Origin of the sequence: Desulfovibrio sp. DV, assembly GCF_001936595.1 — a bacterium.
Taxonomy (GTDB): Bacteria; Desulfobacterota; Desulfovibrionia; order Desulfovibrionales; family Desulfovibrionaceae; genus Solidesulfovibrio.
This window is the reverse complement of the sequence record NZ_MLBG01000008.1, coordinates 56,605-82,072: the sequence shown is the minus strand read 5'-3', so window position 1 is coordinate 82,072 and position 25,468 is coordinate 56,605. Positions and strand designations below refer to the sequence as shown.

Annotated in this window: 25 protein-coding genes and 1 pseudogene; 20 read left to right on the top strand and 6 right to left on the bottom strand. The window is 53.0% G+C overall.

Annotated features, from left to right (window positions below):
• The 7 genes and pseudogenes from DVDV_RS03880 to DVDV_RS03850 all read left to right on the top strand — a co-directional run.
• A pseudogene (locus DVDV_RS03880) lies at positions 1 to 530 on the top strand (secretion system protein E); the annotation flags it as partial.
• The gene (locus tag DVDV_RS03875) at positions 530 to 1,597 is read left to right on the top strand and encodes a type II secretion system F family protein (RefSeq protein ID WP_075353398.1); all 1,068 of its coding nucleotides are present in this window, start codon (positions 530 to 532) and stop codon (positions 1,595 to 1,597) included. The pseudogene DVDV_RS03880 and the gene DVDV_RS03875, both read left to right, overlap by 1 nt.
• 1 nt (position 1,598) lies before the next feature.
• A complete protein-coding gene (locus tag DVDV_RS03870) occupies positions 1,599 to 2,078 on the top strand; it encodes a type 4 pilus major pilin (RefSeq protein WP_075353397.1) in 480 nt (159 codons plus the stop codon).
• Between the two features lie 2 nt (positions 2,079 to 2,080).
• Positions 2,081 to 3,103, top strand: coding sequence for an ATPase, T2SS/T4P/T4SS family (locus tag DVDV_RS03865; RefSeq protein ID WP_075353396.1), 1,023 nt, complete (start codon positions 2,081 to 2,083; stop codon positions 3,101 to 3,103).
• A complete protein-coding gene (gene pilM / locus DVDV_RS03860) occupies positions 3,100 to 3,528 on the top strand; it encodes a type IV pilus biogenesis protein PilM (RefSeq protein ID WP_075353395.1) in 429 nt (142 codons plus the stop codon). Before DVDV_RS03865 ends, pilM begins: the two co-directional genes overlap by 4 nt.
• A gap of 4 nt (positions 3,529 to 3,532) precedes the next feature.
• Positions 3,533 to 4,645 carry a shufflon system plasmid conjugative transfer pilus tip adhesin PilV gene (gene pilV, locus DVDV_RS03855; RefSeq protein ID WP_075353394.1) on the top strand — a complete coding sequence of 371 codons (1,113 nt, stop codon included), beginning with the start codon at positions 3,533 to 3,535 and terminating at the stop codon, positions 4,643 to 4,645.
• A 2-nt stretch (positions 4,646 to 4,647) separates the two neighbouring features.
• Complete coding sequence (locus DVDV_RS03850) at positions 4,648 to 5,853, top strand: TrbI/VirB10 family protein (RefSeq protein WP_075353393.1); 1,206 nt, start codon at positions 4,648 to 4,650, stop codon at positions 5,851 to 5,853.
• Positions 5,854 to 5,879: 26 nt separating this feature from the next.
• Here the strand turns inward: DVDV_RS03850 and DVDV_RS23160 are convergent, their stop codons facing one another.
• Positions 5,880 to 6,029, bottom strand: a complete 150-nt coding sequence (locus tag DVDV_RS23160; protein ID WP_254845227.1) for a hypothetical protein — start codon at positions 6,027 to 6,029, stop codon at positions 5,880 to 5,882.
• A gap of 135 nt (positions 6,030 to 6,164) precedes the next feature.
• Here DVDV_RS23160 and DVDV_RS03845 point away from each other — a divergent pair, with 135 nt between their 5' ends.
• From DVDV_RS03845 to DVDV_RS03810, 9 genes are all read left to right on the top strand, one after another.
• Positions 6,165 to 7,841: a type IV secretory system conjugative DNA transfer family protein gene (locus tag DVDV_RS03845; RefSeq protein WP_254845226.1), complete on the top strand. Its 1,677-nt coding sequence runs from the start codon at positions 6,165 to 6,167 to the stop codon at positions 7,839 to 7,841.
• Positions 7,838 to 8,359 carry a conjugative transfer signal peptidase TraF gene (gene traF, locus DVDV_RS03840; protein ID WP_075353392.1) on the top strand — a complete coding sequence of 174 codons (522 nt, stop codon included), beginning with the start codon at positions 7,838 to 7,840 and terminating at the stop codon, positions 8,357 to 8,359. The genes DVDV_RS03845 and traF overlap by 4 nt, the downstream gene beginning before the upstream one ends.
• Positions 8,360 to 8,371: 12 nt before the next feature.
• Complete coding sequence (locus DVDV_RS22070; RefSeq protein ID WP_139311511.1) at positions 8,372 to 8,752, top strand: hypothetical protein; 381 nt, start codon at positions 8,372 to 8,374, stop codon at positions 8,750 to 8,752.
• Between the two features lie 12 nt (positions 8,753 to 8,764).
• The gene (locus tag DVDV_RS03835; RefSeq protein WP_075353391.1) at positions 8,765 to 8,950 is read left to right on the top strand and encodes a hypothetical protein; all 186 of its coding nucleotides are present in this window, start codon (positions 8,765 to 8,767) and stop codon (positions 8,948 to 8,950) included.
• On the top strand, positions 8,940 to 11,198 hold the full coding sequence (locus DVDV_RS03830; RefSeq protein ID WP_075353390.1) for a zincin-like metallopeptidase domain-containing protein: 2,259 nt from the start codon (positions 8,940 to 8,942) through the stop codon (positions 11,196 to 11,198). The genes DVDV_RS03835 and DVDV_RS03830 overlap by 11 nt, the downstream gene beginning before the upstream one ends.
• Positions 11,195 to 11,815, top strand: coding sequence for a lytic transglycosylase domain-containing protein (locus DVDV_RS03825; protein ID WP_231584054.1), 621 nt, complete (start codon positions 11,195 to 11,197; stop codon positions 11,813 to 11,815). Before DVDV_RS03830 ends, DVDV_RS03825 begins: the two co-directional genes overlap by 4 nt.
• Positions 11,816 to 11,823: 8 nt before the next feature.
• Entirely contained in the window at positions 11,824 to 13,833 is a 2,010-nt protein-coding gene (topA, locus tag DVDV_RS03820; RefSeq protein WP_075353389.1) for a type I DNA topoisomerase, read from the top strand.
• A complete protein-coding gene (locus tag DVDV_RS03815; RefSeq protein ID WP_075353388.1) occupies positions 13,830 to 14,522 on the top strand; it encodes a phage tail protein in 693 nt (230 codons plus the stop codon). Before topA ends, DVDV_RS03815 begins: the two co-directional genes overlap by 4 nt.
• A gap of 61 nt (positions 14,523 to 14,583) precedes the next feature.
• Positions 14,584 to 15,003 (top strand): MucR family transcriptional regulator, encoded by a 420-nt coding sequence (locus DVDV_RS03810; RefSeq protein WP_075353387.1) that lies wholly within the window; start codon positions 14,584 to 14,586, stop codon positions 15,001 to 15,003.
• Between the two features lie 151 nt (positions 15,004 to 15,154).
• Here DVDV_RS03810 and DVDV_RS03805 read toward each other — a convergent pair whose 3' ends face one another.
• Positions 15,155 to 15,418 (bottom strand): hypothetical protein, encoded by a 264-nt coding sequence (locus tag DVDV_RS03805; protein ID WP_075353386.1) that lies wholly within the window; start codon positions 15,416 to 15,418, stop codon positions 15,155 to 15,157.
• 15 nt (positions 15,419 to 15,433) lie between these two features.
• Positions 15,434 to 16,069, bottom strand: coding sequence for a ParA family protein (locus DVDV_RS03800; RefSeq protein WP_075353385.1), 636 nt, complete (start codon positions 16,067 to 16,069; stop codon positions 15,434 to 15,436).
• Positions 16,070 to 16,194: 125 nt separating this feature from the next.
• Here DVDV_RS03800 and DVDV_RS22065 point away from each other — a divergent pair, with 125 nt between their 5' ends.
• From DVDV_RS22065 to DVDV_RS03785, 4 genes are all read left to right on the top strand, one after another.
• Complete coding sequence (locus tag DVDV_RS22065) at positions 16,195 to 16,488, top strand: hypothetical protein (RefSeq protein ID WP_139311510.1); 294 nt, start codon at positions 16,195 to 16,197, stop codon at positions 16,486 to 16,488.
• Positions 16,489 to 16,992: 504 nt separating this feature from the next.
• Positions 16,993 to 19,419: an ATP-binding protein gene (locus DVDV_RS03795; protein ID WP_075353384.1), complete on the top strand. Its 2,427-nt coding sequence runs from the start codon at positions 16,993 to 16,995 to the stop codon at positions 19,417 to 19,419.
• Between the two features lie 274 nt (positions 19,420 to 19,693).
• Positions 19,694 to 20,359 carry an AAA family ATPase gene (locus DVDV_RS03790; RefSeq protein WP_075353383.1) on the top strand — a complete coding sequence of 222 codons (666 nt, stop codon included), beginning with the start codon at positions 19,694 to 19,696 and terminating at the stop codon, positions 20,357 to 20,359.
• Positions 20,341 to 21,666, top strand: a complete 1,326-nt coding sequence (locus tag DVDV_RS03785) for an ATP-dependent endonuclease (RefSeq protein ID WP_075353382.1) — start codon at positions 20,341 to 20,343, stop codon at positions 21,664 to 21,666. The genes DVDV_RS03790 and DVDV_RS03785 overlap by 19 nt, the downstream gene beginning before the upstream one ends.
• 805 nt (positions 21,667 to 22,471) lie before the next feature.
• On the opposite strand, the gene DVDV_RS03780 is transcribed toward DVDV_RS03785, so the two are convergent.
• The 3 genes from DVDV_RS03780 to DVDV_RS03775 form a co-directional block, all read right to left on the bottom strand.
• The gene (locus DVDV_RS03780) at positions 22,472 to 23,017 is read right to left on the bottom strand and encodes a recombinase family protein (protein ID WP_075353381.1); all 546 of its coding nucleotides are present in this window, start codon (positions 23,015 to 23,017) and stop codon (positions 22,472 to 22,474) included.
• 336 nt (positions 23,018 to 23,353) lie between these two features.
• Positions 23,354 to 23,791 carry a nucleotidyl transferase AbiEii/AbiGii toxin family protein gene (locus DVDV_RS22060; RefSeq protein WP_175577054.1) on the bottom strand — a complete coding sequence of 146 codons (438 nt, stop codon included), beginning with the start codon at positions 23,789 to 23,791 and terminating at the stop codon, positions 23,354 to 23,356.
• A gap of 1,137 nt (positions 23,792 to 24,928) precedes the next feature.
• Entirely contained in the window at positions 24,929 to 25,426 is a 498-nt protein-coding gene (locus DVDV_RS03775; protein ID WP_043640289.1) for a C-GCAxxG-C-C family protein, read from the bottom strand.
• Positions 25,427 to 25,468: the final 42 nt, after the last annotated feature.

Here is a 25,468-nt window from a genome sequence, read left to right as displayed (position 1 = left end):
ATGCGAATAACGCCATGGGCATCATCGCCCGCCTGGTCAGCATCCTGGCCACCCACTATCGCAATCCGCTGGAACAGATTTGCGACCATAACGTCCTGGCCGGGCTCGAATACCAGCGGTTGCTGCCCATGCTGTGCCCGAAGTGCAAAATCCGGCTGATGGACCTCTCGCCCGAGGAGCGTCAACAGTACCTGCCCGAAGACGTTGCCGGCCGGTTGCGGCGCGTCCTGGATGACCGGGAATCCGTGTACGTCCGGGGCAATGGCTGTGAGGAATGCCGCAAGCGCGGGTTGATCGGGCAGACAGTCGCGGCCGAGATCGTGGCTACGGACCAGGAAATGCTCGGGTATTTGCGCGAAGGAAATATCCCCCGCGCCCACGAATATTGGATCAAGGAAAAAGGAGGCCGCAGCTACGTCGACCACGCCGTGGCGCTCATCAAAGAGGGCCAGGTCGATCCCTATCTCGCGGAAGAGCGTCTGGGCGTCCCCCTCAACTTCAACCAGGTTTTCGTGTCCGGGGGACGCTGATGCGCGAATACTTGGCAGAACTCCTGGCGCGCCTAGCCTTCAGCAGCTCGGTACGGCAACGGACCTGGAAAAAGCTGGCAGCCCAGGCCCGACATGGCATGAGTCTGGACCAGAGCCTGCGACAGATGCAACTGCGGGCGGCCACACGTCGGTCCCCCACGGCGTTGGTGTACGCCCGAGTGCTGGAACACCTGGGTCTGGGGCACAACCTGGGCGCGAGCCTGAGCGACTTTGCCACGCCGGAAGAGGTCATGCTGATCTCCAGCGGCCAGCGTTCAGGCCGGTTGCCCGATGGCCTGGAGCTGGCGGCCGGCCTGTTGGCGGCCCGTCAGAAGATCGTCGGGGCCGTGGTGAGCGCGCTGGCCTATCCGGTGTTTCTCTTTGGCGTCTGCATGCTGTTATTGGGTGTCGTCTCCGTTATGGTGATGCCCAAGTTTGCCATGCTGTCCGATCCCGCCAAATGGCATGGCGCGGCGGCAGCATTCTACAAGATGACCTCGTTTGTGGCTTCTTTCACCGGGGTCATCACGCTGATTGTTCTTCTCGCCATCATTGCCACGGCGCTTTTGACCCTACCCGCCTGGACCGGCCGGCTCCGGCTCTCCGTCGAAAACCTGCCCCCCTGGTCGATTTACCGCCTGACGGTGGGCTCGGTCTGGCTCTACACGCTTGCGACCATGATGCGCTCCGGCATCCAACTCTCGCACATTCTGGAGAGCATGATCAATTCCGAGACGATCAGTCCCTACCTTCGAGAGCGCATTTTGGCCATTTCCATTGAAAACGGAATCGGCAAGAACCTCGGTGAATCGATGTATGATTGTGGAATGGGTTTCCCTGACCAGGAACTTATTGATGATTTGCGGGTGTACGCTGTGTTGCCGAGTTTCCATCGCCGTATGCATGAACTGGCGACCGAGTGGATGCACGATGGAGTAGAGCTGGTCAAACAGCAATCCCGGCTCATGAACTTGATGGGAATCGTCTTGATCACCGCCTTAGTATCAATACTGGCAATGGCAATAGGTTCGTTGCAGTCCCAACTCTTACCGACCGGAGGATATTGACATGACGCTTTTGGAAACCCTTGGGGCCATTCTCGTGGGCCTTATCATTCTGGCCGGAGCCGCCTTGGGCCTTAACGCAGCCTTCTCCTCGTCCAAGCTGGGCGAGACCGAACAAAATCTCGTCACCCTGCGCATGCAGGTGCAGCATATGTTTTCCGGCTCTGCCGATTATAGCGGCCTGGACAATAGCCTGGCGCTCAAAGCCGGGGTGGTGCCCAAATCATTTATTAAGGGCGAAGTTCTCAAAAATGCGTTCGGCGGCAACATCACCCTGACCCCGGTGACAGCCGATGCGGCCTTTTCCATCGAGCTCACCAGCATCCCCCAGGAAGAATGCACCAAGCTGGCAAAATTCCAGACGGATGCCTGGCTCGGCGTGGATGTCAACGGGCATGTCGTGGATCGCCTCTCGGATACGGTGGTCACGGATATCGTTTCCTATTGCGAAGATACCAACACCATCCTCTTCACGGCGAGATGACCATGACGTCGCTGGCTGAACTGTCCTTTTCGGACCTGATCATATTGCCGGACGGGTCCGCGCGCCTCAAAGGCTGCCCCGACTCAGGACAGCAGCTCATCCCCGTCCCACAGGATTGCGCGGCCGAGGTGAGAGAGCTGCCCAAAAAGTTGATTGATGCCGTCTTGGCCAAACGCCAGACGGACCCGGCCACGGGGCTTCGCGTGGAACCCCGAACGATTCGGTATTCCCATAACGGCGTGTATTACCGGGTGGCCGAAATCCAGGATGTCGATTCCGGTCAGACCTGGTTCATGCGCCGGCTGCCCGCAGCAGTGCCCGTACTGCCGGAACTCGGATTGCCGTCGTACCTGACCGATTGGCTGCTTCTCGCGGAACAGCGACAGGGCCTTATCTTGGTGGCCGGGGCCCAGGCTTCGGGCAAGACCACGACGGCCAGCGCCTTGGTGGCCGGCCGGCTCAAACGACATGGCGGCCATGCCGTGACGTTTGAAAACCCGGCAGAATTGCCCCTCGGCGGCAGTTGGGGGGACCACGGCTACTGCTTTCAGACGGAGATTCAAGGGGAGCACGAACTCCCCATGCAAATCGAGCGGGCGCACCTATACGCCTCGCCCAACGTCATCTTCATTGGCGAGATCCACACCAAGTTCGCGGCGCTGGAGGCCCTGCGCGTGGCCCTGGGTTCCCGGCAGCAACTGGTGGTGGCCACCATCCATGGCCTTGATGTCATCGCGGCCCTGGAGCGGCTCATCAACTGGGCGCAGGAGCTTGATGGGGTCAACGCCTGCGAGAACCTAGCCAATTCCCTCCTGGCCATCCTGCTTCAGGATTTGGAGAGCGAGCCAAAGTTGCAGAAGTGCCCGCAATACCTGCTTCTCCCTTTCGCCGCTTCCAACTCCGAAAGCGCCATGCGCATAAGAGGCCTTCGGGCGAAACTGCGCGAACGACAACTACAGACACTCGGTGACGATATGCGTGATTTGCGCAACCGCATCGCGGATCATGGACTCAAGGCCATATGAAAGCACTGGCCGTTCTCATGATTCTTCTCGGCCTCCTAGCCACGCTGCGTTTCAGGGGCATGGACTCCCAGGACGATCAGCGGACAGAGACAATAGCCGCGAACTACGCAGTCTACCGCAATGAAGTGCACCGCTACGTTTTTAACGGTCACAAAACGCCTGGAGATATTGCGACGGCATCCCTGGACCTGCCCACAAGCTGGTCGATGCTGCGTCCCTGGCACGCCCGGATCGAGGCGGGCTGCCTCTACGTCTGGGGGCAAGCGTCGCCCGAGGAAATAGCAGTCGTCCGGGATTTGTACTGGGGAAGCTACGCCATCGGCCGCGCGGCGGCGGGCCGGCTTTTCCCCAGCTACGGCGGCGTTACGCCGGTCCCGGCCTTCGTCTCCGAGGGCGACATCGTGAGCGTGGTCAGCGTGGAGTAATCGCATGAAACTCATTGAAACTATCGGCGCGCTGCTGGTCCTTTTCATCATGCTGCCAGTTCTCTTGAACCTGTGGGAGCTGGGCGCAAACGAGCTCGAAAAACGGCAGGCCGCCGACCAGCTCGTTGCGGTGACCAAGGCCGCTTCCGCCTATGTCCGCAAGCACCAGACGGACCTTTTGACGCAAACCTCGTCCGCCAGCGGCCCGACGATCAGCACGGACCCGTTGGTAACGGAAGGCTTCCTGGAGGCCGGCTTTCAAGGGCACAACGTCTGGGGCCAGACCTATCAAATCGTCTTTCGGCAGCCATCTTCCAATACATTGCAGGCCGTGGTGCTGACCACAGGTGGACGAGGACAGGATTCCAAGGATGTCCGTTTCGCCACCTCGGTCGTTCCTTCGGCGGCTGCGATGGCGGGAGGGGCCGGCGGCTTCATCCCCACTGGGGATATTCCGGACCAGCCGTCGAGTTCGCTGCGCGGAGCTTTCGGCGGGTGGATACTCAACCTAGCCAGCGTCGGGATCACATCCCCAGGGCCTGGCCACCTTGGGGCACTGAGCACGTTCGACAGCTCAAGCCTCGGCCAGGATTTTCTCTACCGAGTGGCCGTCCCGGGCCACCCGGAACTCAATCAGATGCAGACGGAACTGGATATGACGGATCACGCGATCCGAAACCTCTACGAGGTCCAGTTCACGGCCCGAAGCTTAGGCAGCGAAGTCTGCGATTTGTCCGTGGAAGGCAGGGTGTTTTTGGACACGACCCAGGGTCTTTACATCTGCCGGAACGGCAACATGGAAATCTTGGCCGACACCGGAAACAGCACGCTTTTTAAAAACGCCACTCTGGCCAAGGACGGGGATCTCGTCGACAAGCCGTCCTGCCCGCCTGGCACCGATACCACTCCGCAAATCTTCGTGACCCCGACCATCGCCGCCGCCGGAGCTGCGGCTCCTCCCCTCACGTCGTTTCAGACCTGGGCGACCAGCGCCAGCGATACGCAGTGGCAAGTGCATCTGCGGCTGCTGACCACAGATGACACTTTGGGTTGGGTCAATCCCGCATCGGACTACGGCCGCATCATGGTCTGTACAACCTGCGCCAAAGGAAGTTGATCATGCTCAATGATCCCAATGAATATATCGAGACCCAAAGGATGCGGAAGTGGCCGTTTTATGCCGCAATCCTTGGCGGGGCTATACTGCTCGGCGTCTTGGTGTACTCGGTGGAGTTCTCCAGCCAAAAGAAACAGGAGGAGAAAACAAAACCACCGATTGCAGCCCGAGACGACAAACCCTTGGTCAGCGACGCCGGCGGCATGGGCATGGCGACGCCTCCACCGCCACCAGCACCGACAACACCGCCCAAGCCCATCGTGCAGGTGGTCACCAGCAACGAGCCACCGGAATATAAACGCGAATTGGGTGAATTGCGCAGGCAGCGGCATCAAGCCACCATGAGTGCGCTGTCGTCACCACTTGTCATCCGCAAGGTCAAGGACGAGACGGCGAAGACCGGGCTCCAGGGTGAGAACAATGGACTGAAGTCCGAAAAAGAGCCGACTGATCACCTCGACCGACTTGAGCGGCTCGCGGGAGCGCCCCGGGAAGGGGACTACAACCCGGCGGCGGACAAAGACAAGGAAGCGTTCTTTGATCGGGCAAAGAAAACCGATAAGCAGTGGATTTCCCCCAACACCCGGATGGCAGGGCAGCGGTATGAGGTCAAAACCGGTGCCGTGATCCCGGCGGTGATGATCGGCGGCATCAACTCCGATCTCCCCGGCCAGATCATCGCCCAGGTCAGCCAGAATGTCTTGGACACGGCCAACGGCCACTTCCTGCTCATTCCGCAAGGCGCTCGGCTCTACGGGGTCTATGATTCCCGGATCATCTATGGCCAATCCCGCGTGCTCGTGGCCTGGAACCGCATTATCTTTCCCGATGGCTCGGCCATCACCCTGGAATCCATGCCCGGCACGGACAGCGCCGGCTATTCGGGATTCAATGATGAAGTGAACAATCACTATTTCCGGACTTTTGGCGGCGCTCTGCTGATGTCGCTCATCACAGGGACCACCTCTTGGGCCGTGGATAGCATGACCCCGACATCCAACAGCTCCAATTCCACAAACAGTTCCTCGAAACCGACTCTCCAACAGGAAATGGCCTCGGCCTTGGCCACGCAGTTCGGACAGACCACCTCCAAGCTTCTCGAAAAAAACATGAACATCAAGCCGACGCTGGAAATCCGGCCTGGATACCGGTTCAACGTCATCGTCACCAAAGACCTGGTCTTCAAGGAGCCTTATCGTGAGCAGTGAGATCATTCAGCACGGCCTGGGTGGAATCAAGACGCGCCGTAAGCTTTGGCGATGGGGCTACCTCCTTTTATGGTGCTCTTGGCCTTGGTCAGCTTGTCTTTGGCTACCCAGCAGGTGGCAATAATCTTCGGCAACCATCCGTCCTTGGGCAAACCTTGGGGCTCGGCTTTCGGCATGGCCTGGTACGCTCCCTGGAAAATTCTTTCGTGGCACCAGTGGAGCAACGAATACGAGGTCGTGCGCCGGGCCGAATCTATGGGCAGATGCTTTTATCGTGCCCAGCTCTTTTTCTGGGTTTTGCCCTACTGAACATGCGCAAACCCAAGCAGGCCTCCGATCTGCATGGATCAGCCCATTGGGCGGCCGAAGATGAGATCATGGATATGGGGCTTCTGGGTGGCCAGGGCATCTATGTCGGCGGCTGGGTCCAGAAATTCCACGGCTGGCAGGCCGCCAGGCAATGGCTCAATGGCCGTCGCGCGCAATTGCAACGCTATCTGCGGCACGATGGTCCCGAGCACGTACTCCTTTATGCGCCGACTCGGTCGGGCAAGGGCGTGGGCATCATCCTTCCGACGCTGCTTTCCTATCCCGATTCGACAGTGAGCCTTGATATCAAGGGCGAAAACTGGGCGCTGACGGCAGGCTGGCGTCACTCCCAGGGTCACAAGGTTCTGCGGTTCGATCCCTCGGATGCCAGCTCGGGCGACGGCAGGATTGGCACGTGTTTTAATCCCCTGGAAGAGGTGCGCCTGGATACGCTCCAAGCCATCCCGGACGTGCAAAATATTGCAACAATGATTGTGGACCCCGAGGGCAAGGGCCTTCAGGACTACTGGGCCAAGGCAGGATTTGCCTTCATTGCCGGTGCCCTGCTGCATTGTCTGGTTTGGGTGCGCCACAAACAAAAGCGACCGGCCACCTTGAGCGATCTGGGGAATATGCTGGCCGACAAGGACCGCACGATTGAGCAGCTTTTTGAGGAAATGCTCAATGCCGATCATGCGGCTCTTGTCGCGGAATGCTTCCCTTCCGGAGCAATCGGCGGTGAGGACATCCACACGTTTATCGCCAGCTCGGCCCGGGAGATGCTCAACAAAAGTGCCAATGAGTGCTCGGGCGTGGTGGGGACGGCGGTGTCCAACCTGGCGCTTTACCGCGATCCCGTGGTGGCCATGAACACGGCCCGCTCGGACTTTCGGGTGCGCGACCTCCTGCACCATGAAAAGCCGGTGAGTCTCTATCTCGTCGTCAGCCCAACGGATGTGAACCGGGTGCGCCCGCTGCTTCGGCTGATTCTAAACCTCATTATTAGCCGCATTTGCGAACGTATGGAATTCGAAAACGGAGTCCAGAAGAAACCGCCACGTCGCTTGCTGATGCTGCTGGATGAGTTCACGTCCATCGGCAAGATGGAGGTCGTCAACAAATCAATCGCCTATGCCGCCGGCTATGGCATCAACTATCTGCTCGTCATCCAAAACATAGAACAACTTAATGAGACCTACGGCAAGGAAAACGGCATCAAGGGCAACTGCCACATTCGAATTGCCTACGCGCCGAACACGCTGGAGACAGGCAAAGAGCTTTCGGAAATGACAGGCAAGACGACCGTTGTGACCGAAAAGACCTCTTTATCGGGCTCTCGGAGTGGCCACTTGAAAAACGCCTCGGTCAGCGTCAGCGAAACAGCCCGTCCCCTTCTGACACCGGATGAATGCATGCGTTTACCGGGCCTTACGAAAGAGGGAGGGAAGGCCAAAAAGGCCGGTGACATGCTCATTTTCGTTGCCGGCCGTTCCCCGATCTATGGTCGTCAAATACTGTATTTCCTGGACCCCGTTTTTTCTGATCGGGTCAAGGTGCCGACTCCCGTCCAATCCGATTCCCTCAATCGGGCCACCACTGCCAATCCTAAGGCCCAAACCTCTCTTGAGAGGCAAAGCGGCTACGCCGCCTACCTCAAAGCGCAGGAGGTTCAAGCATGAGGCCCGTCGTCTTTCTCGTGTGCTTCATGGGGTGCGCGGGAGCCCTTCTTTTCGAGAGCGGGTTTCGGTTCAACGCCACGGCCTCGATGCCTCGGGGGTTTTATCAGTTTGTCCCTGGCCAGGCTGCGGTGATCGAGCACGGCGCCCTCGTCAGCTTCTGCATGGAAGACGTCTCCTTCACGCCTTTGGCCCTGGAACGGGGGTACCTGCGGCCCGGGTCATGCCCGGGTGGGCTGCAACCATTGCTCAAGGTCGTAGCAGGGCTCCCAGGAGACGAGGTAGGCCTGGCTCCGGACGGCATCCGGATAAACGGCCAGCTCCAGCCGGAGAGCCAGGCACATTCGCAAGACAGCCACGGCAGGCCGCTGCCGCCTATGGCGCTCCGCCCTGGCCGGATTCCCCCGGGCATGGCCCTGATCCTGTCCTCTGGGCATCCAGGCGGTTTTGACGGCCGATACTTTGGCTTGGTCCACCTTGCTTCTCTTCGAAAAGTAAAGCCATTTTTTATACTACATTGAATGAGGAAGGCTATGGATAACAGAACAAGTTCTGGAAAACCAATAGTCTTTGCGACTCCAGCCTGTGTTGTTGGAAAGCATGAATGGCGCTGCGTTGTTTATCATGATCAAAAATGGTCTGGGGTTGAAAAGAAAGCCAATGGATTCTCAATTGTGAATGGCCCTCGAAACTTTTCCGATTGGGAGTGGCGGCATCTTGGTGAGAATTCCTGGAGAGCGCGTCAGGATTGGCCGAAATATGACTCTAATGACTCATTCGACGGCCTACCAAAAACACTCAAAACCATCTGGGACAAATTCGAAGTTGAGATCAACGCGGCCGTCAAAAGCAATTCTTTGGTGTTTACGGTTCGTGCTCTTAAACAGTCCAATCTTTTTGATATGGGAATGTAGGAGGGATACGTAATGGAGAAGAAGCATCTAGCGGCAGCGGCTCGGGCGGTGGATGTCCAGGCCTCGGAAAATCCCAGTCTTGGCATCCCGGCCGATCCTGAGGTGGCGGACTTCATGGGGGCGTTTGAGGAAACAGCCGTCAGCCTCGATGATCTGGACGATGGGCATGAAGTGGAGGAAAGCGGGCATGGCGCATAAAGACCGCAAACCCTTTCACGAAGAATTTGCCGCGCAGCTGATCAATGACCTCAAAAAAGGCACAGCTCCTTGGCAAAAGCCCTGGCAGCCCGGCGAACTGCACGCGCCGCTGAATCCCGTCTCGGGCACGGTCTACAGCGGCATCAACCGGGTGATGCTTTCCCGAAAAGGGTACGAAGACCCTCGCTGGATGACGCTGCGGCAGGCGAACTCCTTGGATTGCCGAGTCCGGAAAGGCGAAAAGGCTCAGCCTATCGTCTATTGGCAGTTCTCCAAGGAAGAGCCGGCCCGGGACAATGACGGGAAGCCGGTGCTGGACGGCGATGGCAACCAGGTCATGGAAAAGGTGGAGCTGAGCCGCCCCATCGTGCGCTTCTCCTCGGTCTTCCACGTCAGCCAGTTGGAGGGGAACATCCCGCCTTTGGACCCGTCCACGGTCAGGCTGGCCTGGGACCCGAATCAAAAGGCGGAGACGATCCTCGAAAACTCCGGCGCGACCATCAAACACAATCAGCGCAACCGGGCGTATTATAGCCTGCGCTCGGATGAAATCTGCCTGCCTCCTAAAGACCACTTCCCCTCGGCTGATGGCTACTACGTTACGGCGCTCCACGAACTTGGCCATTGGACCGGCCATCCTTCCCGGATGGACCGGGAGTTCGGCCCCTTCGGCTCCGAGCCCTATGCCCGCGAGGAACTGCGGGCGGAAATCGCCTCTTGGATGCTCGGCCAGGATTTAGGAATCGGCCACGATCCCGGGCAGCATTTGGCCTATGTGGATTCGTGGGTCTCCGTCTTGGAAAAAGATCCTTATGAAATCGTCCGCGCCTGCCGCGACGCGGAGAAAATCAAGCAGCACGTCCTCAGCATGGAACAAAAGCAGGAACTGTCCCAGGAGATGATGGCCCAAGACAAAGCAGTCGCCAGCTCCCCGGCCGAGAAGAAAGAGCATCTCGATGCTCGTGTTCATTTTTGGCATGAAAATGAAACCGGCAAGCCCCTCCAAGAGTTTTTGGGGCTTAGCGACGACGCATTTGCCGCCTATCTGCGTGACGAGGGCGTGGGAAAAGCGCCACCCGCTCCTGCCAAAGAAAAAACCTTCCTGGCCGTGTCGTTTCGCGAAAAGGACAGGGCGAAAGCTGCCGGAGCCAAATGGGATGGCAAAGCCAAGCTCTGGTATGCGCCCGAGGGCGCGGACATGACCAAGCTCGGCACCTGGCTGCCTTCCAAAGAACCGAGCCCGGCCCCAACCATGGACCCCAAGGATGAGTTCGCCCAGGCCCTGCGCGCAGCCGGCCTGGAGCTTAAGGGCGCGCCCATCATGGACGGGAAGATTCACCGCGTGCCGGTGACTGGCCGGTCGAACGCCCTGGATGGAGCTTACCAAGGCTTTCTCGATGGTCATCCGGCCGGATGGTTCCAAAATTACGTGACCGGCGAAAAAACCACGTGGAAAACCCATGGGCACACCCTGACCGAAGATCAGAAGGCATCTCTCAAGCAGGAAGCGGCGGAACGTGGTCAGCGCCGGGAGCGTGAACGGCTGGCCAGACAGGACGATGTGGCCCGCCAGTGTCGCCAAGCATTTGAGGCTTTGCCTCCGATCAGACCCATCGAGGAACTCGATCACCCATATTTGCTTCGCAAAGGCGTTCCACCCCTCGGAGGGATCAAGGAATCTTCCGATGGCAAGTTGTTGCTGATACCTCTTTATAATGCCCAAGGCGAACTTCGAAACGTGCAGGAGATTGATTGGGAAGGGAATAAAAAATTCCAAAAAGACGGTCAAAAGTCAGGCTGTTTCTTCAAACTTGACTTCGACGAAAAGCACAGCACCAACGAAGTTATCCTGACTGAGGGCTACGCAACAGGGGTGAGCGTCAATGTCGCCACGAATAAACCCGTCGCCGTCGCGTTCGATGCCGGCAATCTTGAGCCTGTGGCGAAATCCCTTCGGGAGATGTTCCCGGAAGCCAAGATCACCATTTGCGCCGACAATGATCATTCCAGAGAACATGGAAACATCGGCGTTGAAAAAGCCACACAGGCTGCGCAAGCCATAGGGGGAGAAGTCGTCATCCCGGTCTTCAACAAAGAAGAACGAGCCGCCGGATTGACCGATTTCAATGATCTTCAACTATCACGTGGCCTCGCGGAAGTGGCCGGGCAGATATCTAAGGGCAAGGGAGTGGCCAGAGGCCACGACCAGCATCTTGGCCGCGAACTGAGCCGCGAGATGACCCGATGAGCATGATCCCCCAGGTCTGCGCCAGCATGGCCCTGACCATGTTGCTTGCGGCGGGCTCCCCTGCCTGGGCTCAATCTTCCGAAGACCTGGTCAGCCTCTTCGATGGTCCCTGCGAACGCTACGGCGTGCCGAAGCCGTTGGCCCTGGCCATCGCTGGTCAGGAAAGCGGAGGGCGGCCATGGGTCATGAATATAGCCGGTCGGCCGATCCTCCACGCTTCGAAGGAAGAGGCCTTGGTGGTGGCCCGGGCCGCGCTTGCCGCCGGGCTCTCCTTCGACATCGGCCTCATGCAAATCAATGCGCAGTGGCTTCGGCGCTACCGTCTCCCCCTGGAGGTGGTGTTCGAACCTCGCGGCAACGTCCAGGTGGGCGTCTGGATACTGGCCCAGGCCATCAAGCGCTATGGCCTGACCTGGGAGGCCGTGGCCACCTATCACACCCCCTTGGAACGAAACCCCGAACGCGGGCGGGCCTACGCCGCCGCTGTCTTGGCCAGACTCGGCAGCAAAGCTCCTGCGATGATGTCGTCTTCCTCTTCGAGTCCGCGACAGATGGTGTCGCCGGCAGCTTCGCCAATGGTCGTCAAACGGCGAGAAGTTGCCAGCAATGAAAAGTGAGGTAGTACATGAACCTTTTGATTGTTGAATCCCCTGGCAAGATAAAAAAAATACAAGGGTTCCTGGGTGAAGGATGGCAGGTCATGGCCAGCATCGGCCATGTGCGCGATCTGCCCCGGGATGGCATCGGCGTCAACGAGACGTCCTACCGCCCACGCTATCTCCCAACCGAACGGGGGAAAGGCGTCATCGCCAAACTGGCCAAGGCTGTTCAAAGTGCCCAGGCCGTGTATCTGGCCACTGACCCCGACCGGGAGGGAGAAGCAATCGCGTGGCACCTGGCCGAAGCATTGCGGCTCAAAGACCCGAAGCGCGTCACCTACGCCGAAATTACCGAACAGGCGGTCAAAAAGGCGCTGGCCAGCCCGCGTAGCCTGGACATGAATCTGGTGGCCGCCCAGGAAGGCCGTCGTGTTTTGGATCGGCTGGTGGGCTACAAGGTCTCCGGCCCCCTTTCGCGCGCAGTGGGCGGCAAAAAGTCGGCGGGGCGCGTCCAGAGCCCGGCTCTGCGCCTGGTCGTAGATCGTGAGCGCGAAATACGAGCGTTTACGGTCACGACGCATTACGGGGTCGATCTCGTTTTTGACCATGTCGAGAACATCACGCTCGGCTGGGTGGCCACCTGGTTGGTCAAGGATTGGCTGGAACCAGGTCAAAGCTACTTGCTGAACAAGGAACTGGCCACGAGGGTGGCCACTGAGACCCGCAAAGTGACTGTCCTGAGCTGTGAGGAGACGGAGAGCCGGTCCGCACCGCCAGCTCCGTTCACCACATCGACGCTCCAGCAGGCGGCTTCGGCGGCCCTCAAGATATCCCCGAAGGAAACCATGGGACTCGCGCAGCGGCTCTATGAGGCTGGCCATATCACCTACATGCGAACGGATTCGCCAAACATCAGTGACGAAGCTGTGGCCGCTATCCAGGAGTATTGCCGCAGCCGGGATTGGCCGGTGGTGGCCAAGCCCCGGCGGTGGAAGAGCAAGGATGGCGCGCAGGAGGCCCACGAAGCCATCCGCCCCACCCACATCGAGGTCGAAGAGGCTGGAGCGATCGATGGAGAGAAGGCCCTCTATACGCTGATCCGCCGACGTACTCTGGCCAGCCAGCTCGATGACGCGACCTATGCCGTGCGCACGGTCCAATTGGCCGGCAATGTCATTTCGGATCAAGGCCCTGTCTTTCAGGCCAAAGGGCGAACCTTGGTCAAGCCGGGCTGGAAGGTCGTGCTGGAAAAAGACGACGCCATGGAAAGCGAGCCGGAAAAAGAAAACCCTGTGCCACGCCTCCAGGTTGGCAGCCTTCTGACGGTGGGCAGCGGATTGGTGACGATTCATAAAACCAAGCCACCGGCGCGCTATACCGAGGCCTCGCTCATCAAAGCCTTGGAAGAGCGTGGCATCGGGCGACCGTCCACCTATGCCGCCATCCTGGAGAACATCATGGCCAGGGATTACGTGCGCCTTGAAAAACGCAACTTAGTGTCAACGGAAGCCGGCGAGATCGTGGTGGATGCGCTACGCAGCCACTTCGGCTTTCTGGACTATTCTTATACCCAGGGCATGGAAGAAAGCCTCGATGCCCTAGCGGCCGGGAAAGCTCGCTATGTCGAGGTCATGCGCCAATTCCACACGAGCCTCGAAGGAGAGTTGAAAGGCTTCGTGTCCCTCACTTCCCATGCGTGTCCGGCCTGCGGCAAGCCTTTGCGCCGGATCACCAAGCCAGCGGGCAAGAATGACCGAGGCTACGATTTCTGGGGATGCTCGGGTTATCCGGATTGCTCAGCGACATTCGCCAATGACGGCGGCAAGCCCGGGGAACGTCTGGAAGTCCGTCAAAAGGCCCCTGCTAGCGGCATCCAGTGCCCGAAATGCAAAAAGCCTTTGATCCACCGCATAAAGGAGGGGACTGGAGGATACGATTTCTGGGGATGTTCGGGATTTCCGAAATGCAAAGAGTCCTTTCCGGATGCCGACGGCCAGCCTGAGTTTGACGCCAAGAGGACGGGAGGCAAAGCATGACCCTAATCCTGCGCATCATCTTCTTACTGGCCCTGGTCCTCTCTGTTGGCCACGGCCGGTACACTATGGCTGCTGATGGATTGAGCTTTAATCCCACGCCGATTACGATAACCAGCCAGGGAACCATTCCTGTCGGAACCGTCATCCCGTGGCCATCTACGTCACTCCCGGCAGACGCCAGCCGTTGGCTGGAGTGCAACGGCCAAGCCGTGCCTTCGGGCAGCCAGTATGATCGTCTCAGGGCCGTCGTCGGTACGAACGTGCCGAATTATGGCGATCAATTTTTACGAGGGACAACGACGCCAAGCCTTGTGGGCACCATGGTATCCGATTCGATCAGAAGCCATACGGTCTACGTGCCAGGGCAAAATGCGCCTGTCAGTGGGAATCTAAACTCAACAGGTCTTTCCGGTTCAGCCGCACCGCAAGGCTATTCTTATCAGGCTGTGACTGGTTCGCAAACTGTTCTTACTTGGGCTGATGGATTGCCTAACTTTGGACAAACTCAAACTCCAAATATGGGTTGGTCTAACGGATCGACGAGCGGTGGCAGCATTTCAGGCTCACTCAACAGCGGTTCATTGACGGGTACTGCATATGTATCCAGTCAAACCGGATCGTATACCGGTGGATCGGAAACCGCTCCTGTTCATACCAGAGTTAGATATCTCATACGAGCTGTGCCGTAATGAGTTGATGTGTCGTCTTGATAACCATAATCTCGGCCAACGTGGCCGTCAGGGGGATGTCGTGGATAAAAATGAAGCAGTGGCAGCGGCTCTGGATATTGTGAAAGCTCAAGCTGGAGCCCGGTCCATGTCCGAGGACGAAATCCTGTCCATGGTTAAGTCTGTCACTGACGGCATACTGGCCATGGCCGGGGATGGCCTGTGTCAAGACAGCGAAGTTGCCGGCGGTCCTGTCCATGATCCTAAAAAAGCCGTCAAGGAAGCCTCCATCGTTTGTTTGGAATGCGGTAAATCCTTCAAGGTCATCACGAAGAAGCATTTAGCTTCCCACAACCTTAGCGCTGAAGAATACCGCGCCAAGCACGGCTACAAAAAGACACAGGCTCTGGTCTGCAAATCTTTGGTCAGGGAGCGCCGCGCCAAAATGAAAGATATGAAGCTGTGGGAACGGCGGACGAAGTCATCGTCATCTGCCGACTAGGCAAAGTAGCTGTCGCTGTCTGCTGCGAGAATGGGGTGGTCTAGCTAGCCTAGACCACCTCTAGTTATCCACAAGGTACTTCCCTGAGCCAGCAACCGCTCCATCTTCTCACGCACAACGTATCCATTGCTCTGTCTCATCTTTTTTCGTGCTATCGTGTTAAGTGTTTCTCTTCCCATGCATCCAAGGCTTGGCGCAATAGTTCGTTGAGCTTCAAGTCTGCCTCGGCTGCACGTTGCCGGAACCGCCGGCGAAATGCTGCGTCCACCTTGAAGTTTAATGGAGAAGCCTTGACAGAGGCCTCGGCGGGCTCAGCTTCCAGGTGCCTTGCTGGCGCGTCGGCACCAACCACGGCTTGGCCTTTGACGGCAACCAACCCAGGGGACAGGTCAGCGGTCTTTTTTTTCGTGCTCATGGTTATATCCTCTTGCTATCGTGCTTTCTTGTTTCCGTTCATTCGAGCTTTCACGAATTCCCACAGCTCGGCAATCTCCGAGGCTGAACGACCACGCGGGTCGATCTCCATGACTGATCGTCCGTCGATCATGGACGAGGCGAAATCCACCCGATCATGAATGACGGCGGGCGCGACCACACCATGCTCGGATAAGGCGGCCATGGCCTGGACCGTCAGACGTGAGTTCGCCTTGGCCTGGGTCAAGGCGAAGGCGAACGGACGTCCCGAACCGGAAGCCAAGGAGACGGTGCTCCCCACCGCACGCAGATCGTGAGGACTCGGCCGGGTGGGGATCAGCACAAAGTCAGCTAAGGCGACCACCGTCTGGATCGCATCGGTGATGGCCGGAGGCGTGTCAATGACGGCATATTTGAATTTGGCCTTGGCCAAGGCCTCCAACTTTCCCACGAGATCCTTCAAGCTCGTAGGTGCAAATGCGGGCGTTTGCGCCTCTCGCTCATTCCACCAAGCTGCAAGACTTGCCTGCGGGTCCGTGTCGATCAGGACGCATGGACCATCTCCGGCCCGCTCGGCCATGACAGCCAAATGTGCGGCCAGAGTGGTTTTCCCGGCACCACCTTTCTGGCTAGCAAGAACTATTGTTTTCATGCCTTCGTCCTTTTCCCTTTTTGACTTTGCGTTGCCCCCGACCAGTTCTTTACCCCGAAGCTTAAGGGAACTTCACAGATTCGAGTCCTGGCATCCATGCCCTTCCCGGAGGGGGGGGCGCAATAGTGCTTTCGTTCAAGCACGAAAGCACTATCGACTACTTAAAGAAAGAACGCAAACACGAAAGAACGAATTCTGGCATTTTGTTGAAAGGCGGTCGCTTTGACCGCAGCATTTTAGATCTGCGCGAGACGCCGAAGGAACGTGACTCGGTAATGCCTGCACCCAGGGCCGCTACGGCCTCGAATGGCGCTCAAGAGGCCATGGGCCCATTCCCTCTCTACCCAAGCTTCGCGGATTCGTTTATTAACATTCTCGCAAGAATTACCCAACGTCGTGAAGAGAAGGAGCAGAGATGACAACTCTTCAAGAGATACTGAAAGCCTACCGCCAAGCATCCGTCACCGAACACGAGAAAAGGGCACGTACTTTGAAGAACTGATTGTCGCGAGGTCAGCTACCTGGAGCTATAGAGCGATGTGTGGACGTATGCCACCTGGGCGGAGCTTCAAGATCTGCCCAAGATCCTCTAACTGTCAATGGGGAAGCCTCTGCAATTTTAGCTTGATAGAACTCTGGATCTTAATTACTTTTTTATTGTAATGCAATAATATTAGTTTTAAACTCTAAAAATTTTTGCCAGTCTTATAGAGACTATTGAAATAAGAATAAACTGCTGAGATTTTCAGGCATATTGTAAGCAGAAAAATGACAAGACTATCCAACTGCACCACATTATGTTCGGTCAAAGGAGCACTTATAGAATTATTTTACTTATGTCTTGTGCGATCGGCACACTTCCCTACGTAAATATTAAAAGTCTCCGTCATTGGCCACTAATAAACAACTGCATAGGAGATACGATGAAAGATGACTGGCATGAGGAAGTTGAATTAAGGCTAAAAAAGAGTTCCATATATTCACAATTATTAAAACAATGCGCTGATGATCAAGCTGGTCCACACGCCTTAGCGCTGGTCAAGGATGCTGTATTTTATGCTTACCAAAGGACTAAGACCATTTTGCGCCATATGGGTGAATTCACACTTCACGATGGAGAGCATTTATTCCGTGTTTTAAATATAATGGAAAAGTTGCTCTCTGTTAAGAATATAGAAAAACTATCTACTCCGGATCTTATGCTGCTAATAATTGCTGCTTTTTTTCACGATATCGGGATGTCGCCGGATGAAGAATTGGTTTTGGCGTGGAAAAAAATTTGGGATACCGATCCTTGTTTCAAAAACGAGATCGAAGAATTAGAATTCAAAAATTTTAAAAGATTTTGTTTGGCTCGTCCTGACAGGCTAGAAGAAATTTCAACTCAATTTACAAAAGGAAATATAAGCTTATCTGAGACGCTAAAAAGTTATATTATATCTGACTATATAAGAATAAACCACAACCAACGATCAAGAGAGATAATAAAAAAAGACTGGAATTCTAAGATAAAATATCGGGATTTAGACTTAACTGTTGAGCTTGCAGAAATATGCTTTAGTCATGCTGATGACGCTTTAAATATAGTTAATCTCGACAAACAGATCATGTGTGGTTCAGGCTTCGTAGCATCTCCCCAACTCATTGCTATAATTCTACGCCTTTCAGATCTTCTGGATTTTGATCTAAAAAGAACGCCTCCAATTCTATTCTCTCATCTAGCTGTGCGACATCCTGTTTCAATCCAAGAGTGGAATAAACACAGGTCTATCGAATCCTGGGAAATTAATGAAAAGTTGATTTCATTTCACGCTAAATGCACCCATCCAGCAATTGAAGCGGCAATTTATTCTTTTTTTGATATAATCGATAACGAGTTGAGTGTTTGTAACAACATACTCGGCGACCTTAACGAATACAATAGCAAATCAGGAGAAAGCCTTATATTCAAGATGCCCTACAAGGTTGACCGCAGCAAGGTTCAGACTAAAAGAGACGTTTCTGGAAAGCCAATATATAACTTTCGAGAAACTCGTTTTGAGCTAAGTAAAAAACAAGTAGTCGATTTACTTATGGGTACAAAACTCTATGGAGAACCTTCTGTCGCTTTGAGAGAGTTGTTGCAAAATTCTCTTGATGCATGCCTGTTAAGAAAATCCATGGAAGAGGCATGGGGGAATAGTTATACACCAATTGTTGAAGTAAAATATTACAATGAAGATGGTGATTTTGTATTAGAAGTTACAGACAATGGGATTGGCATGGACCAGCATGTTATTGATTGTTTCTACTCGAAAGTTGGTTCTTCGTTTTATAAATCTACTGACTTTTATGATTTACAGGCATTTACTGGCTCAAATTTTATTCCCACCTCGAGATTCGGAATCGGCATATTATCCTGCTTTATGGTCGCTGATACAATTTTAGTGGATACCAGGAAATTATACGGACCACATAAGTCAAGCGACCCGATCAGTTTAATTATCGAGGGTGAAGATAGCATTTTTTGGGTAAAAGATGGGAGTAGAGAAACCCCAGGGACACAAACAAAACTCATCCTTAGAAAAAGTTTAAACCCTTGGGGAGGCATGTCTGAAAGTGAATTCTTAAGTTCAGTAGAACAAGTCATACCAAACCCGCCATTCACAATACAAGTTCAATCTAATTCACAGTCAAAGATTCTTGACACGAGTAGTTTCAGCAATCTTCATGCAGATTCTTTAAAAGACTATTCATGGAATCAACATGACAACGTCAAAGAGATCAAGTTTAACCTTGACTACCCTGAAGAAGGCTTGGTGGGCACGGCAGTGGTTGGACTTCTTGAAATGCATGGACTTCCGGTAGAAAGAATTGACGTTACGGCTAAAGAGATTGAGATAGAAGGCGAGTCCTTTTCTTTAGAAAAAACGTTAAGCACTTCTAACAACAAAATAGAATTTTCTTCGACCTCTATTTCTATTGATGATAATGGCAATATTGATTCTTCCAGTTCGACTACCGCGCTAGCTCATTCAAAATCAAGGATTGCTTTGCATGGGATTGAAGTGGCTGCCCCTCTGTTCCCAGATTTTTGGAGTAGGACAAAAAACCAAGTGAGTATTTCCTGGCCATTCCCGATTTTGCTTATTATAGACATTTGTGGCCAAAGAGATATAGATTTAAATTCTGCCAGAGATAGGTTTATCATGAGCGACAAATGGATTAAATTTGAAGAGGATTTAGCATGGCTAGTTTGTGAAAAGTTATCAGATAGCGTTTCCCTTGAATATTGGAATGCTTTGTCTGACATATTGAGCAATAGCAAGAATGCTACTTTTTTGAGTGGCTTCAACCGTGTAAATCGCTAAAAACAACATACTTCTCCATTCAATTAGTATTTTATCTTGCAGGTTCGCTGACAACAAACCTGGCTACACACCATAAATTTGACTATCAAATTTAACAACCAAAAAATTCATTCACTGACTTTATTCTCTGAGTTGTTTGACCTAGGCATTATAAGTCTTTTGAAATGCAATCCTTGGCCATCAGAGGCAGGGCCATTTATTTTCGAGATAATTGTCTCTCGAAAATAAATTATAAAAATTCAACTTAATTTATTAGCCATGGAGATCTACGCAAATGAGACTGATTAATCTCAAAATCCAAAATTTTAAATCCTGCCGAGATGTCTCCATACAAATCCTTGACATGCACGCATTGGTTGGCGCAAACAATGCTGGAAAATCAACTATACTCAAGGCTTTAGACTTTTTGTTTAACCCTTCTACAAAGAATCTTAATGATGAATCATTTTGGAATAAAGACACAAGTCTCCAAATTAGAGTTGAAGCTATTTTTTCTGACTTGTCGGTCGAGGAACAGGAAGAATTAAGATATTATACAAATCCTGACGGCAGTTTTCATGTTGCTCGCTCAGCAAGTTACGGCATAAAGAGTGGCGAACAGGAGATAAGTGGCGATTTCGACGAAAAGATTATTATTGGCCAGCATTATAAAAAGCCTATTCCCGAGCCAGAATGGCTCCGTGAAGATTCTATTACCGGAGCAAATATAAAAAAATGGTGGATGAATAAAGACGATTTGGAAGTTAGTGACTTAAGCTTTGTTGATTTTCTCAACGCTCCAAAAGCACCTACCGTCGGAGAGTGGAAAGTTAAGGCATCTGAGTTTGTCGCTATTAATGCCGACAATATACCGATGCTAAATTTATGGATTGACAATCCCAAAGGATATGCTGGGGTACTAAAAGGATCTTTGCCATTTTTGTGCTTGTTCCTGCTGTGAGAGATGTCTCCGACGAATCCAAAGGAACAAAAAATAGTCCATTCGGAAAACTTTTGTATGCAATCCTCGACACAGTAACAGAAGAAAAAAAACATCAGATAGATGCTATTCTTCGTGAAGTTTCTAGACACATGAATAGAGCAGGAGGGCAAGCGCGCGTCCCCCTGATTGCAGAAACGGAAAATCAACTTAACACTTTGCTACACGATTTGTTTGCCGGTTGTGACCTTGAAATTGAGTTTGAAACTCCAACGCTTGAGCTACTATTGAGCACACCGAGGCTTTATGTAGACGATGGGTTTAGGAATGCTGTTGAAAATAAAGGACATGGGCTTCAGAGGGCAATAATTTTTACAATTCTTAGAAGATATGCTGAATATATGACTTCATCCCCTCAAGGTAAAAGGCGAAATCTTGTTCTTGCTGTTGAAGAACCAGAATTATATATGCACCCTCAGGCGCAAAGAACAATAAGAAAAGTGCTTCGAAACATCGTAGATAGTGGTGACCAGGTTATTTTTTCAACACACTCTTCTCTTCTTGTCGACGTAGCCTACTTTGATGAAATCATCAGGATGGAATCTGGTTGCGTGGAAAAAGAGTGTATACGTACGACCGCTAGTACCGCTTGGCAACTACCCATGGCTACTATGATTAATGACATAGAATCTAGGGTTCCAAAGCTAAAAGGCAATGTCACTTCACAATCGTTGCGCGACTTATACTCACATGCTTATAATCCCCACAGAAACGAAGGATTCTTTGCCTCCAAAATAATATTAGTTGAAGGTCTCACTGAAGAGTATGCTCTCCCTATTTATGCTGATGCGCTTCCTGGTTGTTCATTTGACCCGCTGGGCATTAGCGTGGTTGAATGCGGGGGGAAAGGTTCCATGGATCGACTTTACAGGATCTTCAATGAACTTCACATCCCCTGCTATATTCTTTTTGATTACGATGCCGGCAATAAAGACAAAAAGACTATAGACAAGTCAAAAGAGTTACTTTCTTTAGTCGGAAACGAAGACACCGTTTCCGAATCACTTTTTGTAGATGATTCTATAGCTTGTTTCGTCAAGACGTGGGAAACAGATTTACATCATGAAATTCCTAGAATCGACGAGCTAAAATTAGAAGCAAAAACTCTTCTAGGTATCAAAGAGGACACTGGGAAGCCACTCATTGCCCGATATATTGCCCGGAATCTCACAGCTCTAGATCCTCCAGTTGTGCCCCAAAGCATAAAGAAAATAATTGAAAAGGCGATCAATGTAAGATGGAAAGGAAGTTGCTTGGCCAATTCATAAAACATTAATTTGCATTCTCAGCGTGATTTGTCTTACTGTACTCAGTGTTTTTGCTGTGTGTCTTCTGAATTTACTTATCTAAGTTCTGCTTATGGATGCAACATTTGTTGTGAAAAAATGCAAACATTGCATTCTAAAATGAGCATTCAGGCTTTTAGTTGCTTCTTTAGCACGACTAGCCAAAAATGTTTCAAAAATTTGGCAAACCCATCTGTGCTCGTTGAAGAGCCACGCCTAAACGAATTACATCGTCCTGAGTGAAAAACAACCTTTCTCCCTGTCGTTCCAATGGACCAGGGAGACCACCACGTATGATTCTCTGCCGGAGGCCTTGCGGAGTTTCTCCCAAGATGTCGGCGACCGCCCCTATAGTCCACTGGGTGCTCAGCTAATGGAGCCATTTGGTGATCAGGCTATGGAGCCATTCCGTGATCTGCTCGCTGGCTCCATTAGGGCGGTCAATGACACACGGTATATACACTCAGGCCTATACCGTATCACGGCTCGGCAAGAGGCGACGAAAGGTGGACAGCCGCCAGACAAATATGGCCTGCCGTTTTTTTCCCTTGTAAAACCCATGAGTAAATCTGTGTGTAAAAAGACCGGTTGTAAAGGGTAAATTCGGGCAACGAATGAACGTGGCCATCAATTCCCCTCGGCCTAGTGGAAAATCATGGCCTTAGCCAAGTCCGGCTCCAGTTCATTGGGTCCTGATGCTCTATCAGCAGTATTCCACACAAGAAAGAGGCCCCATCTCCGCAGAAAGGGGAGAACTACAAGCACAGGCCGTTTTGGACGTGGGATTCTAGAGCTGCGCGAGACGACGAAGGAAGGTGGCTCGGCTGATGCCTGCGGCCCGGGCCGCTGCGGCTTTGGAATGGCCTTCAGCCAGGAGGCGTTGAGCAAGTTTGATCTTGGCGTCGTCGATCTTGGGCCTACCAGGCATATTACCATTGGCTCTGGCCACGGCCAAGCCATCACGAGTTCGCTCGGCTATAAGGCCGCGCTCAAAGTCGGCCAATGCGGCAAAAACATGAAAGACCAAGGAACCAGCTGCCGAAGTGGTGTCGAGCTGTTCCTCCAGGGATTTGAAACCCACCTTGAGGGCCTTAAGGCGGTCCATTATCTCCAGGAGTTCCCGCATGGAGCGCCCCAAGCGATCAAGGCGTACCACACAGAGGGTGTCCCCCTCTCGCGCAAAATCCATCATTTCGGTTAATCCCGGTCGGTCAAAGCGTTTTCCACTCATGACATCCTGGTAGATACGCTCAGCCCCAGCTTGTTTTAAACGTACTATCTGGGAACTAAGATCTTGTTTGTCAGTGCTAATTCTTGCGTATCCAAGTATCATTTACTCTGCTCTATCCGTTTTATGTGCGTTAATTCTTTTCAAGAGAAAGGAAATTGTCGATTCTAAAGTCCTAAGTCATTGTTCAATTGCTTCTTCTCTCTCTCCGATCTTTCGAGTTCTTTTGACAAATTCTCAATCGCCATGTCCGGAGCTTCGCTTAACACACTTTTTGATACTTCAATTGGTATAACATAATTTTCAATATTGCTTTTGTACTCATTCTGTAGCGTTCTGATTCTATCAATTGCCAACGGTAATTTTTCAATGACATCAGGGCTCAGGTGATTTAAGACTAGTTCATCCCTCTCTACAACAGCTGCGACATCAAAGATATCTCTAATAGTAAATTGAGAGGCGCGGTGAAAAAATTTTCTTAGACAAAATTTCCTTTGGTGTTTCAATTCTTATGACTTGCACAATGCCGTTGTGGGAGAAATTATATAGTTTTACCGGGCTGTCTTCGAATGTTCTGCTTACTAAAAAATCAATTTCGCCTTTGTCGTATTTTACTAATTTAATATAATGCCCTGGCTGTTGCCACTCATCGCAAATACGCCTAGTTCGTTCGTTTGTGCTTGGAGCTAGAAGCTTGAGTGCTCTTGCATTTTCAAAAAAAATATCAACATCTTTGCTTAGTCTGTGGTTAATTGACAACATCAACGCTGTTCCGCCACCTAACTCCCATTCTAGTTCTTTAGGCAATTCGTTTAATGCTGGAATCGCAGAGAGTAATAAGTCTTTCCAAGAATTTATGGAACTATTTTGCCATTTCATGAACCCAACTCCTCGCGTGTGAAGAACTTGCATAGTGAAGATAAAGGCTTTCAAGAGTCCTGAAGTCAGTTGCCCCAGATAAGACGAGGTTATGAATAAGCTCCACGGGGGATTCTTGAAGAAAAATCTTTACATGACAAGCCCATTTGTCATCACTTTCGCCAGATATTAATATTTTTTCAAATTGCACATCAGATATTTCAACGGGGAGTGACGTGTTAATGCTTCTTGTCGCAGAGCGTATATATTTGTTCACTTCTTCACCTCAATGACGAGAGCCTGGGCGTGGAGTCCTGACGGCGTTGCCTCAAAAACGGTCGTTTTTGCACTAGAGCCATCTGCCCTGGTTTTTTGCGTTTCAAAAACGTATCAAAAGTCTAATTCTGTTTCAAAATTCGGTCAACCCTTTATGCAACACTCCGTGAGGCGGCACCGGTTTTCCTGGAGCCGGACTTGCAGGAATCTTTGTGCCGAAAAAACCGGTAAGTCCTAGCCCGGATATTTCATGAACATCCCAGGAAGTCGTTTTCCTGGCGTAAAAGAGGTGTTGGCCGAGGGTATTCGCATCTTTTGCGCTGTCCCTGGCCATTCCGCTACAAGTTTTGTGAAGTTAAGTGGATTCTAGGTCATATTGCCGATTTTGGGAGTGGATTGGCCGGTGCAGCGCCGGGAACGGGCCAGAGCCTCTCTGGCGCTACGCCGCAAGTCACGAAATGCCAATCACAAGTTGACCGATTTCATGAGGCGGCTGGTTTCCTGCCTAAGCCCCGTGTTCACCCAGGGCGATGAGTCCACCCGAGAGCGCGCCGCACAACTATGTCTTGCTGCGGCCAACGTCCGCGCCAAAGGCCGTGCCCAACCGCGTGACACCTTCGTTCCAGTCCCTGGCCGGCAAGCACCACCCCGAGCACCGATTCCACACAGTTCAGCCCGCTGCAAAACAAGTCCTCGGCTTGCTGTTCAATGTCCTGTCTTTCCATGTGCATGCTTCTTGCTTGTGCCGGACGGGTTGATTTCGGCCCGTCCGGCGAATTGAATTGATCTGTTTTAGCGAATATGCCTGAAGTGTTGATCGAGACTTTCGAACGCACTGCTCACATACGGGAGGCCGGATAGAACATCGTAATATGCGAACCCTTACCCACAGCAGCATCCACCGGTGCTGGCGGGCGTGCTTTGCCGTCCTGAACAGCCGCAGGGAGCCGCAGTCTCCACCGCCTGGGGATTGCGCAGGGCATCGTGGAAATAGCCGGCAGTTTTGGCTGAAAGCTGGATGCACTTGTCCATGTCTTCCTGAGTGCCGAGAGTCGCCAGCACGGCGGCGCAGGTCGTGCAGCCGAATTCGGCTTCAAACCGACGACGCACCCCGGCGGCCAGGGCGGCCACGTTGTCCCAGCGTTCGTCCCCGTTGCTGCGGCCCTGCAGATAGCCCAGGGCGATGAGTCCACCCGAGAGCGCGCCGCACACCTCGGCCTTGCTGCGGCCAACGCCCGCGCCAAAGGCCGTCCCCAAACGCGTGACACCTTCTGGCTCGAGTCCCTGACCGGCCAGCACCGCCGCCAGCACCGATTCCGCACAGTTCAGCCCGCTGCAAAACAAAGCTTCAGCTCGCAGTTCAACGTCTTGTCTTTCCATGTCCATGCTCCGTGCTTGTGCCGGGCGGGTTGGTTCCGGCCC

Coding starts and splice junctions, on each gene's coding strand:
- DVDV_RS03795 (WP_075353384.1), top strand. CDS start 16,993: ATGAAAGATGACTGGCATGAGGAAGTTGAATTAAGGCTAAAAAAGAGT.
- traF (WP_075353392.1), top strand. CDS start 7,838: ATGAGGCCCGTCGTCTTTCTCGTGTGCTTCATGGGGTGCGCGGGAGCC.
- DVDV_RS22060 (WP_175577054.1), bottom strand. CDS start 23,791: ATGAAATGGCAAAATAGTTCCATAAATTCTTGGAAAGACTTATTACTC.
- DVDV_RS03845 (WP_254845226.1), top strand. CDS start 6,165: ATGCGCAAACCCAAGCAGGCCTCCGATCTGCATGGATCAGCCCATTGG.
- DVDV_RS03865 (WP_075353396.1), top strand. CDS start 2,081: ATGACGTCGCTGGCTGAACTGTCCTTTTCGGACCTGATCATATTGCCG.
- DVDV_RS03825 (WP_231584054.1), top strand. CDS start 11,195: ATGAGCATGATCCCCCAGGTCTGCGCCAGCATGGCCCTGACCATGTTG.
- DVDV_RS03790 (WP_075353383.1), top strand. CDS start 19,694: ATGAGACTGATTAATCTCAAAATCCAAAATTTTAAATCCTGCCGAGAT.
- DVDV_RS23160 (WP_254845227.1), bottom strand. CDS start 6,029: ATGCCGAAAGCCGAGCCCCAAGGTTTGCCCAAGGACGGATGGTTGCCG.
- topA (WP_075353389.1), top strand. CDS start 11,824: ATGAACCTTTTGATTGTTGAATCCCCTGGCAAGATAAAAAAAATACAA.
- DVDV_RS03775 (WP_043640289.1), bottom strand. CDS start 25,426: ATGGAAAGACAAGACGTTGAACTGCGAGCTGAAGCTTTGTTTTGCAGC.
- DVDV_RS03815 (WP_075353388.1), top strand. CDS start 13,830: ATGACCCTAATCCTGCGCATCATCTTCTTACTGGCCCTGGTCCTCTCT.
- pilM (WP_075353395.1), top strand. CDS start 3,100: ATGAAAGCACTGGCCGTTCTCATGATTCTTCTCGGCCTCCTAGCCACG.
- DVDV_RS03805 (WP_075353386.1), bottom strand. CDS start 15,418: ATGAGCACGAAAAAAAAGACCGCTGACCTGTCCCCTGGGTTGGTTGCC.
- DVDV_RS03780 (WP_075353381.1), bottom strand. CDS start 23,017: ATGATACTTGGATACGCAAGAATTAGCACTGACAAACAAGATCTTAGT.
- DVDV_RS03870 (WP_075353397.1), top strand. CDS start 1,599: ATGACGCTTTTGGAAACCCTTGGGGCCATTCTCGTGGGCCTTATCATT.
- DVDV_RS03875 (WP_075353398.1), top strand. CDS start 530: ATGCGCGAATACTTGGCAGAACTCCTGGCGCGCCTAGCCTTCAGCAGC.
- DVDV_RS03850 (WP_075353393.1), top strand. CDS start 4,648: ATGCTCAATGATCCCAATGAATATATCGAGACCCAAAGGATGCGGAAG.
- DVDV_RS03835 (WP_075353391.1), top strand. CDS start 8,765: ATGGAGAAGAAGCATCTAGCGGCAGCGGCTCGGGCGGTGGATGTCCAG.
- DVDV_RS03800 (WP_075353385.1), bottom strand. CDS start 16,069: ATGAAAACAATAGTTCTTGCTAGCCAGAAAGGTGGTGCCGGGAAAACC.
- pilV (WP_075353394.1), top strand. CDS start 3,533: ATGAAACTCATTGAAACTATCGGCGCGCTGCTGGTCCTTTTCATCATG.
- DVDV_RS03830 (WP_075353390.1), top strand. CDS start 8,940: ATGGCGCATAAAGACCGCAAACCCTTTCACGAAGAATTTGCCGCGCAG.
- DVDV_RS22070 (WP_139311511.1), top strand. CDS start 8,372: ATGGATAACAGAACAAGTTCTGGAAAACCAATAGTCTTTGCGACTCCA.